At 71.7% G+C, this 12476-nt stretch carries 9 protein-coding genes and 1 pseudogene; 8 read left to right on the top strand and 2 right to left on the bottom strand.

Annotated elements, in window-relative coordinates:
* Positions 1 to 590: 590 nt before the first annotated feature.
* The gene (locus AB0G20_RS38405; protein ID WP_361311230.1) at positions 591 to 935 is read right to left on the bottom strand and encodes a GNAT family N-acetyltransferase; all 345 of its coding nucleotides are present in this window, start codon (positions 933 to 935) and stop codon (positions 591 to 593) included.
* 24 nt (positions 936 to 959) lie between these two features.
* The gene (gene panD / locus AB0G20_RS38400) at positions 960 to 1379 is read right to left on the bottom strand and encodes an aspartate 1-decarboxylase (protein ID WP_361311228.1); all 420 of its coding nucleotides are present in this window, start codon (positions 1377 to 1379) and stop codon (positions 960 to 962) included.
* A 581-nt stretch (positions 1380 to 1960) separates the two neighbouring features.
* Here panD and AB0G20_RS38395 point away from each other — a divergent pair.
* The 8 genes and pseudogenes from AB0G20_RS38395 to AB0G20_RS38360 all read left to right on the top strand — a co-directional run bounded on the left by AB0G20_RS38395 (position 1961) and on the right by AB0G20_RS38360 (position 12469).
* Positions 1961 to 4432 (top strand): SpoIIE family protein phosphatase, encoded by a 2472-nt coding sequence (locus tag AB0G20_RS38395; RefSeq protein WP_361311225.1) that lies wholly within the window; start codon positions 1961 to 1963, stop codon positions 4430 to 4432.
* A gap of 2 nt (positions 4433 to 4434) precedes the next feature.
* Positions 4435 to 5463: a substrate-binding domain-containing protein gene (locus AB0G20_RS38390; RefSeq protein WP_361311222.1), complete on the top strand. Its 1029-nt coding sequence runs from the start codon at positions 4435 to 4437 to the stop codon at positions 5461 to 5463.
* A gap of 44 nt (positions 5464 to 5507) precedes the next feature.
* Positions 5508 to 6746, top strand: coding sequence for a sugar ABC transporter substrate-binding protein (locus AB0G20_RS38385; RefSeq protein ID WP_361311220.1), 1239 nt, complete (start codon positions 5508 to 5510; stop codon positions 6744 to 6746).
* Positions 6743 to 7663 (top strand): sugar ABC transporter permease, encoded by a 921-nt coding sequence (locus AB0G20_RS38380; protein ID WP_193477324.1) that lies wholly within the window; start codon positions 6743 to 6745, stop codon positions 7661 to 7663. Before AB0G20_RS38385 ends, AB0G20_RS38380 begins: the two co-directional genes overlap by 4 nt.
* Positions 7660 to 8487: a carbohydrate ABC transporter permease gene (locus tag AB0G20_RS38375; protein ID WP_361311218.1), complete on the top strand. Its 828-nt coding sequence runs from the start codon at positions 7660 to 7662 to the stop codon at positions 8485 to 8487. Before AB0G20_RS38380 ends, AB0G20_RS38375 begins: the two co-directional genes overlap by 4 nt.
* Before the next feature lie 45 nt (positions 8488 to 8532).
* Positions 8533 to 10965, top strand: a complete 2433-nt coding sequence (locus AB0G20_RS38370) for a TIM-barrel domain-containing protein (RefSeq protein WP_361311216.1) — start codon at positions 8533 to 8535, stop codon at positions 10963 to 10965.
* 333 nt (positions 10966 to 11298) lie between these two features.
* Positions 11299 to 12180 (top strand): annotated as a pseudogene (locus tag AB0G20_RS38365) (ATP-grasp domain-containing protein); the annotation flags it as partial.
* A gap of 148 nt (positions 12181 to 12328) precedes the next feature.
* On the top strand, positions 12329 to 12469 hold the full coding sequence (locus tag AB0G20_RS38360; RefSeq protein ID WP_361311235.1) for a hypothetical protein: 141 nt from the start codon (positions 12329 to 12331) through the stop codon (positions 12467 to 12469).
* Positions 12470 to 12476: the final 7 nt, after the last annotated feature.

Here is a 12476-nt window from a genome sequence, read left to right as displayed (position 1 = left end):
GGGGGGTCCCACCCTTTTTGGGGGGGGGGGGGTGGGTGGGGCCCCCCCGGGGGGGGCGCGGCGGGTGGGGTTGGGGGGGGGGGGGGTGGACGGCACGAGGTGCCGTCCACCGCCCCGTTCGCGTCCCGGGATCAGGACAGGGGTGGGCCGGGCTCCGGGCTCGGTACGGGTTCCGGTCCCGGGGGGATCGGGGACGGGTCGGGGCCCGGTACGGGGTCGGGGCCCGGGGGCGCCGGCGGGGTCGGGCCCGGCGGCGGGGTGGGGGCAGGCGGTGGTGGGGTCGGCTCCGGGCCCGGCGGGGGCTGCGGGTTCGGCACCGGATCGGGGCCGGGCGGCTCCGGGCGCTGGGGATCGGGGCCCGGTGTCGGCGCCGGCGGCACGGGGTCGGGAATCGGGTTCGTCATCAGGTCCTCCAGCCAGTAGGACGACTCCGGCTCTGGACTACTCCCCCGCCTACCCGGCACCCGCCTCGGCAGTCACTCCCCGGCAGGACGGGGAGGGGACCAGGTGGGGGTAACGGGGGCGGGGGGTGACGGGAACGGCCGTCGGAAACGGCCGGGTGGGCCCTCGGAAACGGCCCGGGTGGGTCCTCAGAACCGGCCGGGATGGGCCCTCAGCCAGTCCTTCGCCGACGCCAGCAGGTCCTGATCGGCAGGCGAGGCCTCGTCCGGGTGGCGTTCGGCCCACTTGGTGACGTACGGGCAGAGCGAGGCGACGGCGCTGTGCTCGCGTCCGGCGAGGGCGTAGAGCTCGCGCGCGAGCGAACCCGCGATGCCCTTGCCCTCGTGGGCCGGCTCGACGATCGTGTGGACGGGCACGAGCGCGCGTTCGGGGCTGTCGAGCACGAAGTACTCGATGCGGCCCACGACTTCACCACCGGACACGGCCTCCAGCCGGCCCGCCGCCCGGTCGTCGCGGATCTCCGGGTCGCTCATCGCCACGCTCCTTCTCAGCTCGGGTCAGGCCCTGACGGCCTGCGGACTGCGCTGCTGGTCCGAGCCCGGCACCGGCTCGGACGGGTCGGCGCCCAGGGCCACGATCCGGTTGTCGCGGTCCACGTGCACGACCCGGGGGATGAGTGCCCGCGCCTCGGCGTCCGTCACCTGGGCGTAGCTGATGATGATCACCAGATCGCCGGGGTGGACGAGATGGGCGGCGGCCCCGTTGATCCCGATCACGCCGGATCCACGCTCGCCCTCGATGACGTACGTCTCCAGCCGGGCGCCGTTGGTGATGTCCACGATGTGCACGAGCTCGCCGGACAGCAGATCGGCGGCGTCGAGCAGGTCGGCGTCGATGGTCACGGATCCCACGTAGTGCAGGTCGGCCTGGGTGACGGTGGCTCGGTGGATCTTGGACTTGAACATGGTGCGCAGCATGTTGAACTCCTGAAGGACGGCTCCCTGCCTGCTTTGTGCAGGTCAAAGGCGGTAGCACTCTACAACTGGCACGCGGCGGACTCGAAGATTGTGAGGAACATCGCTTCACTCCAACGAGGAGGCTCCTGCCTGGGCTTCCGTGCGAACCAGGCTGTCGTGACGCTGCCCACCAGGGTCTGCTCAGGCAGGATTCTCGGAACGCGTGGGGACTGGTGCTGATCAGTTGCCGACTTCCCTGACGACGCATCAGGCGTATCAGAGGCACGCGACGACTCGCTGCCTGAGAGCTCCTACTGCAGCCCGGAGGAATCCGCGACGAACTCACGCAGGCGACGTCGGGCGCACGGCCTTCGAGTCGTCCCCGTTTCATCCGGAGCGTCGAATGGGTCCAGCCCAGGGGCTGGTTGATCATGCGGGACGAGAAGCTCTCGAACCGCCCGCCTTTGACGCCGATCCTCACGACGGGCGACGCACCCGGGTGCTCCCGGGGTTCCGCCACCTCGGCTCATCCGATTTGTCGGATTCTCCCGCGGCGCGCACGCTGGACTGTGAGTGACACCACCGGCACGAATCGGGCATGAATGGCCACTTATGATCAGCCTCATGGTTACTCCGGGTGGTCACCGGGTGCTGCGACAGCCACCATCAGCCTGGAGGGCGTGCTCACAGGGTGGAGCGAGGGCGCCCGGCGGCTGCTGGGCCACCGTGCCGGGGAGGTCGTCGGACGCGCGGCGGCGGGACTCCTCGCCGGTCCGGAGCCCCCCGACGCGGCCGGGCTCTCCCTGGCGGGCTCCCAGGAATGGAGCGGCACGGCGGCACTGCGGCACCGGGACGGCCACCTCGTCGAGCTGACCCTGCACGCCCATCCGTCGCTGGGCGGCGACGGCACACCCCAGGGTTTCGTAGTGACCGCCACCACGGGTCGCGAGTCGGAGCACGACCTGAGGATGGTGGAGTGGGCGTTCGCCCAGTCGTCGATCCCGCTGTCCACGTATGCCACCGCCTCGGGCTCATGGCAGCTGAACGCGGCCGCGGAGGGCGGTGAGCAGGAGGTCCCGACGGCCGCGGGCGAGGAGACGCGGGCGCCCGACGGCAGGCAGGTGGCCGAGGACCATCCGTCGCCGGATTCCGCTCTTCTGGGCGACGCCTGCGCCGACAAGGGGTTCCTGGAGTGCGTCCGCCTGGTCGCCGAGGAAGCCCGGTCGATGCGCTACGAGCGCTTCGACCGGGCTCAGCCCTCGGCTCGCCAGCGTGCCTGGATCATCGAGCTGTGGCCGGTCCGCGATCCCGCCACTGGTGAGGTGGTCGGCGTCGGCACCGCGACGTTCGACAGCAGTGAGCAGCGCTCCGCCCGCCAGCGGCTGGCCCTGCTGAAGGAGGCCGGCACCCGGATCGGTACGACCCTGAACGTCACACGGACCGCCGAGGAGCTCGCCGATCTGGTCGTTCCGCGGCTCGCCGACTTCGTCAGCGTGGACCTGCTGGACTCCGTGCTGCTCGGAGAGGAACCGGTCCCCGGCCCCGTCGACGCGGCCGTGGTGCTCCGCCGGGTCGCGCACCAGTCCGTCACCGTCGGCGGCGACACGCCCGAAGCCGCAGTCGACCTCGGAGAGGTCGACACCTATCCCCCGTACTCACCCCCTGCCCGTTCCCTGAGCAGCGGGCAATCCGTACTCAGCGGCATCGACGACCCCGACTTCGTCCGGTGGGTCACCGAGCACCGGATGAGGAGCACCCGGGTCCGGGAGTTCGGGCTCCACTCGCTCATGGCCACCCCGCTGCGGGCCCGGGGCATCACCCTCGGGGTGGCGGTCTTCGTGCGCGGAGAGGGCTCCGAGCCCTTCGAGCAGGACGATCTGCTGCTCGCCGAAGAACTCGCCGGCCGGGCGGCCGTGGGCGTGGACAACGCGCGCCGTTACACCCGAGAGCGCACCAACGCGCTCACCCTCCAGCGCAGTCTGCTGCCCCGTGATCTCCCCAGGCAGGCGGCCGTCGAGGTGGCGTACCGATATCTGCCGGCCGGTACGGGCGTGGGAGTGGGCGGCGACTGGTTCGACGTCATCCCCCTGTCGGGTACCCGGGTGGCCCTGGTCGTCGGCGACGTGGTCGGGCACGGCATCCACGCCTCCGCCACCATGGGGCAGCTGCGCACCGCGGTGCGCACCCTCGCCGACGTGGACCTGCCGCCCGATGAGCTCCTCACCCACCTCGACGACCTGGTCATCCACCTCACGTCGGACGACTCCGGCGTCGAGACCGGCCTGCGGGACACCACCGGCGAGATCGGGGCGACCTGCCTCTACGCCGTCTACGACCCGGTCTCCCGCGTCTGCACCCTCGCCAGTGCCGGCCACCTGTCGCCCGCCGTCCTGCTCCCCGACGGCGCGGTCAGCGTGATCCAGCTGACCCCCGGCCCGCTGCTGGGAGTCGGCGGTCTGCCCTTCGAGTCCACCGAGCTGGAACTGCCCGAGGGCAGTCTGCTGGCCTTCTACACGGACGGCCTGATCGAGGCACGCGATCGAGACGTCAGCCTCGGCCTGGATCGGCTGTGCGGCGCCCTGGCCCACCCCGTTCCCTCGCTGGAGGTCACCTGCGACGCCATCCTCAAGGCCATGTTGCCCGACAGCCCGCCCGACGACGTGGCCCTCCTCCTGGCGCGCACCCGGGCCCTGCACGCCGACCAGGTCGCCGCCTGGGCCCTGCCCGCCGATCCGGCGATCGTGGCCGACGCCCGGGCCCAGACCAGCCGTCAGCTCGCGGCCTGGGGGCTGGAGGACGCGGCGTTCGTCACCGAGCTGGTGGTGAGCGAGCTCGTCACCAACGCCATCCGCTACGGGGAGGTACCGATCGGACTGCGGCTGATCCGGGACCGGACTCTGATCTGCGAGGTGTCCGACGCCAGCAGCACCGCCCCGCACCTGCGCCGTGCCCGCACCTACGACGAGGGCGGGCGGGGGCTGCACATGGTCGCCCAGCTCACCCAGGGCTGGGGCACCCGCCAGACCACCATGGGCAAGACCATCTGGGCCGAACAACCCCTCCCGGCCAGCTGACCATGGCAGAGCACCGGGGCGTTCCGGCGCCGCAGCGGCCCGCAGACACCGGCGGCCGGACCCACACGCTGGGGTTGCTCTACCCGCCGGCCGACCGGAATCGCGTGTACACGACGATGCAACTCGCCTTCATCGGCGGGGTGGCCGAGGCCGCCGCCGGCTACGGCTACGACCTGTTGCTCTCCCCGGCGGACACGGACGACGACCCTTCGTTCCGGCGGGTGGTGGGTGAAGGGCGGTGGCCGGACGGCCCGTGGCGGACGGGCGGCGAGGGGCGGGAAGACGGGGAGCGGCCGTGTGTGGGCGTGCCACGCGTCGACGGCGTGATCGTCATGGAGGTCCGCCGGGAGGACAACCGGGTCGGCCATCTGGCCGAGGCGGGCTTCCCGTTCGTCGCCATCGGCCGCAATCCCCGGGCTGACGCGGCCGGTTGGGTCGATCTGGACTTCGCGGGTCTGGCGAGTGCCTGCGTCCAGCACCTCGCCGACCTGGGTCACCGCAGGATCGCCTTCGTCAACCGGTCGGCGCGGCTCTTCGACAGCGGGTACGGGTTCGCGCGGCTCGGCGACGAGGGCTACACCGAGGCGATGACGAAACTGGGGCTCACCCCTCGTGCGTACCTCTGCGACGACGACATCGTCTCGGGGCAGGAGGTCGTGGAGCGGATCCTGCGGGACGATCCGGCGACCACCTCCCTGGTCACCCAGAACGAGGCGGCCCTGGAGGGCCTCTACCGCGGGCTGACCCGGCACGGCCGCAGCGTGCCGCGCGACTTCTCCGTCGTCGGTGTGGCGGCGAGCCCCTGGGCCGAGCAGGTGAGCCCGCCTCTGACCGCCGCCGACATACCCGCCAAGGAAATGAGCCGGGTGGCCGTCGACCTGATGGTGGAGCGGCTGCGCTCACCCGGCTCGGATCCCCGGCGCGTCCTGATGAAACCCCTGATCACCCTGCGCGCCAGCACAGGCCGCTGCCGACCGGTGCCCGGTTCGGAACCCGAGCCGGAGTTTCCGGATTTCGACCTGGATTTCTGATACGTCACTGCCTGGACCCGATCACGATCCTCTGGGAGCAGCCCATGTCCTACACGGTCGACCGCCGCGGACTCATGCGTACCGCGGGCGCGGGAGTGGCTGCCGTCGGTCTTGGCGGGGCGCTGGCCTCCTGCGGCTCCGACGAGTCGGAAACGGTCACCCTCACCTGGTGGGACTACTTCACCCTGGACAACTTCCAGCCCGGGATGAACCGTCTCATCAGGGACGTCGAGGCCGGCGTCCCGAACGTCCGGATCCAGCGGCGGACCTTCCCGTTCACGGAGCTCGACCGGCAGATCACCCTGGGCGCGATCTCCGGCGAGCAGCCCGACATCGCCATCGTGGACAACGTCGCCATGAACACCCTGGGGGGCAGCGATCTGCTGGCCGACCTCACCGGCAGGGTCGAGGCGTGGGGCCAGGCCGACCAGTACTACGAAGGCCCCTGGGACAGCTGCCGGATCGGCGGGAAGGTCCTGGGGATCCCCAACAACAGCAACTGCCTCGCCCTCTACTACAACACCCGGATGCTCGAGTCCGCCGGAGTGGAACCCCCCACCACCTGGGACGAGCTGGCCTCCGCGGCTGAGCGGCTGACCAGCGGGGACCGGTTCGGTCTGGCACTGAGCGCGATCAAGTCCGAGGAGGGCGTCTTCCAGTTCCTGCCGTTCCTGTGGCAGGCGGGCGGCGACCTGGACACCTTCGCCACCGACGGCGCGACGGCGCTGTCCTTCCTCCACGACCTGATCGCCAAGGGCTCGCTGTCGGAGAGTTGCGTGGGCTGGACCCAGCAGGACGTCAACACGCGGTTCATGAACCAGCGCGCCGCCCTGCAGATCAACGGGCCCTGGCAGATCCCCACCCTGAAGAAGGCGGACTTCGACTGGGGCGTCGTCGCCCTGCCCCGCGACCAGGAAGCCGCCACCTGCCTGGGCGGGGAGAACTGGGTCCTGATGGCGCAGAGCGAGAACCTGGACAAGGCGTGGGAGGTCCTGGAGTACACCCAGCGCCCGTCGGTGCTGGTGCCGTATCTGGTGTCGTTCGGCAACCTGCCCGCGCGCGAAGACCTCGCCGACCGGGGCACCTGGGCGTCCGACCCGGCGCTGCGGCTCTTCCTCAGCCAGCTCCCCCTCGCCCGCCCACGGCAGTACGGACGTGGCTACGCCGACGCCTCGCAGGCCGTCTCAGAGGCCGAGCAGGCCGTGCTGACCGGTTCCGCGTCCCCGTCCGCGGCGGCGAGGACCGCGGCCGCCAAGATCGACAAAGCACTGTCGGGCCGATGAGGCCACACCGGAGCAGGCAGCCGTCCTCCCGCCGCCGACGCGCGGGCTACCTGTTCTGCCTTCCGGGGATGACCTTCCTCGCCCTCTTCCTGGCCTACCCGCTGTTCTACAACGTCCGGACGTCCGTCCACGACGTGCGGTTGGGCCAACTGCTCGGCAGGAGCTGGCAGTTCAACGGCCTTGACAACTACCGGGCCGTGCTCGACGATCCGGCCTTCTGGCACTCCGTACGTCTCTCGGTGGTCTTCACCCTGGGATCGCTGGTGTTCCAGTTCTCCATCGGCTTCGCCTTGGCCCTGCTCTTCGCCCGCCCGTTCCCGCTGGGCGGCCTCCTGCGCTCCCTCCTCCTCGTGGCCTGGCTGCTGCCCCCGGTGGTCAGCGGCACCCTCTTCCGCTGGCTCCTCGACGCGGAGTCCGGCGCCTACAACGCCCTGCTGGAGGCGGTGGGCCTGGGCAGCCTCTCCCACGACTGGCTCACCGACCCGTCCACCTCACTCGCCGGAGTCGTCTTCGCCAACATCTGGGTCGGCGTGCCCTTCAACATGCTGCTGCTCCTGGTGGGCCTGCACACCATCGACCCCCAGCTGTACGAGGCCGCGGCCATCGACGGCGCGGGACCCTGGCAGCGCTTTCACCGGATCACCCTCCCGCTGATGCGGCCGGTCTCCGTCACCGTGCTGCTGCTCGGCCTCATCTACACCTTCAAGGTCTTCGACACCGTCTTCGTGATGACGGGCGGCGGCCCCGTCGACTCCACCCGCGTGCTCTCCCTCTACGTGTACGAGGTCTTCTTCAGGTTCTTCCGGTTCGGGCAGGGGGCGGCCGCCGGCCTGCTGCTGCTCGTCGTACCACTGCTCGCGGGCGTCTTCTACGTACGACGGCTGCGGCGCGAGGAAACGACAGGGGGTGCCGCGTGAAACCGCCCCGCCACCCCTGGTTGCTCACCGCGACCGCCGTGGTGATCACCGCGGCCTTCCTGCTGCCGGTGTACTGGATGGCCAAGACCAGCCTCACGCCGCCGGACCGGATCCTGGGACCGACCCCGCAGTGGGTCCCTTACCCGGTCACCGGCGAGAACTACTCGACGGCGCTGGGCTACGAGGGCCTGACCCGGGCCCTGTTCAACAGCCTGGTGATCTCCACCGGCGTGGTGGCGCTGACCATGCTCCTCGGTGTCCCGCTCGCCTACGCCCTCGCCCGGGTACGGATGCGGGGCTCGGGCAGCATGGTGCTCGCCCTGCTCGTCGCCCAACTGCCGCCCGCGATCGTGCTGGCCGCACCGCTGTTCATCCTCGAACGCCGGGCCGGTCTCGACGACACGTACGTGGGCCTGATCGCCGCCGACACCACGCTCACCCTCCCCTTCGCGGTGATCGTGCTGCGCCCGGTGCTGCGCGCGGTCTCCGCCGAACTGGAGGAGGCCGCACTGGTCGACGGCTGCGGGCTGCCCGGCGTAGTGCTGCGTGTCGTCCTGCCGCTCACGGTGCCGGGACTGGTCGCGACGGCCGGGCTGTCCTTCCTGCTCGGCTGGGGCGAGTTCCTCTTCGGGCTCACGCTCGCCGAGGAGCCCGGCGTCCAGCCCGTCACCGTCCTGCTCAACGCCTTCGTCGGCCGGCACGGCACGGCGTGGGGAGCCCTGATGGCGACCGCCACCCTCATCAGCATTCCGGTGGTCTGCGTCTTCGCGCTCTTCCAGCGCTTCATCGTCGGCGGCCTCACCGTCGGCAGCGTCAGGGGCTGACGATGCGCGCGCCCACCCACACCCGACTTCACGACCGGGAAAGCCATGTCCTCACTGCATCCCCGTGACCACACGGCGTACGTCGCCCCGCCGCCGCCCCTGGTCCCCGCCGGGCCGGGCGCACTCGACCCGGTCGTCAGCGCCTGCGTCGCCCGCGCAGAAGCCGGCGGCGCGACCCTGGACGTACGCACCGCCGCCGGACGCACCGGCACACTCCGGCTGCGGCCCGCGACGGGCACGGGCGTACGCGTCACCCTGCGCATGGACGACGTCCCGACCGCGCCGCGGGCATCCCTCGTCACCGCGCCACACGACGGCAGATGCACCGTCGAACAGCCCCCGAACGCGGTGACCCTGCGGCTCGGGGCCCTGAGCGTGAAGGTGCGCCTGTCCCCGTTCTCGATGGAACTGACCGACCGCCACGGCCGGTCGCTGCGCCAGGTCACCGACGTACGGGACCCCAACGGCCGCCTGACCGTTCTCCCGCTCGGTGTCACCGAACTCACGGACGGCAGCCTCGCCCACCACGACAGTTGGACCGCCGAACCCGACGAGCATTTCTACGGCCTCGGTGAACGCTTCACCGGCCCGGACCTGCGCGGCCAGCGGGTCGACTGCTGGGTCCAGGACGCCCTCGGCTCCACCGGCACCCGCTCCTACAAAGCGGTCCCGTTCCTGCTCTCCAGCCGTGGCTATGCCGTCCTGGTCGACACCACGACCGCGGCGGCCTTCGACCTCGCGCACAGCAACACCGGCGCCTGGTCCATGACCGTCCCCGACGAGGTGCTCGACTACTGCCTGATCAGCGGCACCCCCGCCGAATGCCTGGCCGCCTACCGCGACCTGACCGCCCCCGCCCTGCTGCCTCCGAAATGGGCCTTCGGACCCTGGATCTCCGGCGGCTTCCGCCAGGACAGCGCGGCCGACGTCCGTGCGCGCGCCCGCCGGATCCGCGAACACCGCTTCCCCTGCGACGTCCTGCACATCGACACGTACTGGCAGCCGCACGGCTCCTGGTCCGACATGAGCTGGGACACCGAGGCGTTCCCCGACCCCCGGGGGCTGGTGGAGGCACTCGCCGGGGAGGGCTTCCACGTCTCACTCTGGATGAACCCGCACATCGGCGTGAACAGCGCCCACTACGCGGAGGCGAACCGCAACGGCTGGTTCCTGCGCACCGCCTCCGGCTCCACGTGGGTCGGGCAGGTCTGGGGTGGGGCGCATCCGGACACGGCCCTGCTGGACCTCACCCATCCCGGTGCGGTCGCCTGGTTCCGGGACCGCATCCGCCAGGTCATGGCCGGCGGGGCGTGCGTCCTCAAGACCGACTTCGGCGAGGCGGTCCCCGCCGACGCCGTCGCCCACAACGGCATGACCGGCGACCGCCTGCACAACCTCTACCCCCTCCTCTACAACGACCTGGTCGCCGAGGTCACCCGAGAGGCCACCGCGGACCACGGCCTGACCTGGGGCCGCTCCACCTGGACCGGCGGCCAGCGCCACGGCGCCAAGTGGACCGGCGACCCCAACGCCGACTGGCCGGACCTCGCCGCCACCCTCCGCGCCGGCCTCTCCCTCTCCTTCTCCGGCCACCCCTTCTGGAGCCACGACATCGGCGGCTTCCACGGCACGCCGGACGCCGAACTCTTCGTGCGCTGGGCCCAGTTCGGTCTGCTGTCACCGCTCAGCCGCTTCCACGGCATGACCTCCCGACTGCCCTGGGACTTCGGCGAGGAGGCGTATGCGGCAGTGCTGCACGCGGCCCGCCTGCGGATGAGTCTGCTGCCCCACCTCCACGCGGCCGCGGTGGAGTCCGTACGCACCGGCGAGCCGCTGGCCCGCCCCATGGCCCTGGACCATCCGGACCGCCCCGACGCCCATGCCGCCGACCTCCAGTACCTGCTGGGCCCCGACCTGCTGGTCGCCCCGCTGTACGCGCCGGGCGGACGACGGCAGGTCTGGTTCCCGCCCGGTGAGTGGCTGCCGTACGCGGGTGGAGAACAGCCCGGAAAGCCGACCGGAGAGCAGCACGCGGGGCGGGGAGGCGAACCGGGCGCGAGAAAGAGCGGCGAGCCGGGCAACGCACCGGCCGGCGGACCGGTCACCGGTCCGGCCTGGCATCGGGTGGAGCTCCCGCTCGCGACCGCCCCGCTCTGGCTACGGGCCGGCAGCCTGTTGCTGACCACCGCTCCGGCCGACCGCGCGGGCAGCGCCCCGTTCCCGGAGGTGACCGCCGTCTGGGTCCGCCCTCAGGCCGAGCCCTCCGGTACGGCCCGGGCTGTCCTGTGCGACGAGGACGGCCACCGGACCGTCATCACCGCCCGCCTGTCCGGCGACGACCGCCTGACCCTCCGCACGGAGGGCCCCGGCCGCCCGCGGCTGCGCGTCGCCCTCCCGGGCTTTCCCCACGGGGCCCTGACGGCCGAGGTAAACGGCGTACCGACCGAGGTGGGCCTGTGGCCCGGAGGCGAATGGTGACACCGGATGCAGCATCCCAGCGTGCGGCATCGAACCTTCACGAAGGCGTTCGGTCGCTTCCGGGAGCCGAGCATGCGCTGACGGGGCTCTCGTACCGGAAAATATGCGGCTCAGATCCGCCCTCGCAGACAATCTTGCGGTCATCCATTGACCGGACCCAAGGCGCCCGGATAGAAAGATCACGACCAGGATCGCGATCGTGAGTCCGGTCCTTACAGCTCTGCCCCGGGGGATTTCGCTTTGCCGCACACAGATGCACTTCGTCCTGCCCGCGTTCTCGTGGTCGAACCCGCCTCCTCCGGAGGCGCCACCCTGATCGGTGTCGCGGCCGAGATGGGACTGCGGGTCGTCGTCGCCACCGCCGACTCCGGCGACCGCCGGCTCTCCGACGCGGTGCGCGCGGCGGCCGACTCGGTGCTGACGGTGGAGACCAACGACCAAGCCGCCCTTGAGGCGGCCGTGCTCGAACTGCACCGGGCCGAGCCGTTCGAGGCGGTGCTGCCGGGCTCCGACATCTATGTGACGGCGACCGCGCGCGTCGCCGCGGCACTGGACCTGCCCGGCCTGCCCGTGGCGACCGTCGACCGGGTCCGGGACAAGAGCGTCATGCGAGCCGCCGTGGCGGAGGCCGGGCTGCGCACCCCGCGCTTCGCCCAGGCGACCACCGACGCCGAACTGCGCGCCGCGGCCGAACGGGTCGGCTTTCCCTGCGTGCTGAAGCCCGTCGCCTGCTCCGGCAGCATCCACGTCAGCCGCGCCGACGACCTCGACCAGCTCACCGCCGCGTTCCAGCGGCTCGTGACCGACCCGGAGCCCGACATGGGCAAGCTGCACGAGCACCGGGTGCTCGTCGAAGAGTACGTCCAGGGACCCGAGTTCAGCGCCGACGGCTATGTCCTGGAGAGCGGCGAGGTCACCGTCGTCGCCCTCAGCCGCACGCTGCTCGGCCCCGAGCCCGACTTCGTGGAGCTGGGCCACCTCACCCCCGCGCTCGTCGACGACGCCACCCTGAAGAACGTCGAGGCGTACGTCGGCGACGTCGTCCGCGCCGTGGGCATCACCAGCGGCCCCTTCCACTGCGAACTGCGCCTGACCGCCGACGGTCCGGTGCTCATCGAGATCGGCGCCCGGCTGCCGGGCGACCGGATCGTGGAGCTGCTGCGGCTCGTGACCGGCGTCAGCCTGCCCAGGGTGGCCGTCGCCACCGCGCTCGGCGTCGGCCTGGAGGCGGCCGGCGCCTTCGCCCGGCCGCAGGCCGAGAGCGCCGGCATCCGCTTCTTCTCCGCTGCGGGGCCGCTCCTCGTACCGGGAGCTCACCGGGTGGCCGGAGCTGGAGGCACTGCCGGAAGTCACCGAGACCGCCGTGTACTTCGCACCGGGCGAGACCATCCCGGGCGTCGAGGACTGCCGCTCGCGCCTCGGCCACGCCCTGTTCACCGCGGACTCGCCGCAGGGCGCCCTGGACCGCTGGCAGGCGCTCGGCGACCTCGTCGTCCCGGCCTGACCCGGCG

The sequence above is a fragment of the Streptomyces sp. NPDC024017 genome, from assembly GCF_040638895.1.
In the GTDB taxonomy this organism is placed as follows: Bacteria; Actinomycetota; Actinomycetes; order Streptomycetales; family Streptomycetaceae; genus Streptomyces.
The sequence above is the reverse complement of the archived record's forward strand: the minus strand, read 5'-3'. Positions and strand labels throughout refer to the sequence as shown.

Coding starts and splice junctions, on each gene's coding strand:
- AB0G20_RS38405 (WP_361311230.1), bottom strand. CDS start 935: ATGAGCGACCCGGAGATCCGCGACGACCGGGCGGCGGGCCGGCTGGAG.
- panD (WP_361311228.1), bottom strand. CDS start 1,379: ATGCTGCGCACCATGTTCAAGTCCAAGATCCACCGAGCCACCGTCACC.
- AB0G20_RS38395 (WP_361311225.1), top strand. CDS start 1,961: ATGGCCACTTATGATCAGCCTCATGGTTACTCCGGGTGGTCACCGGGT.
- AB0G20_RS38390 (WP_361311222.1), top strand. CDS start 4,435: ATGGCAGAGCACCGGGGCGTTCCGGCGCCGCAGCGGCCCGCAGACACC.
- AB0G20_RS38385 (WP_361311220.1), top strand. CDS start 5,508: ATGTCCTACACGGTCGACCGCCGCGGACTCATGCGTACCGCGGGCGCG.
- AB0G20_RS38380 (WP_193477324.1), top strand. CDS start 6,743: ATGAGGCCACACCGGAGCAGGCAGCCGTCCTCCCGCCGCCGACGCGCG.
- AB0G20_RS38370 (WP_361311216.1), top strand. CDS start 8,533: ATGTCCTCACTGCATCCCCGTGACCACACGGCGTACGTCGCCCCGCCG.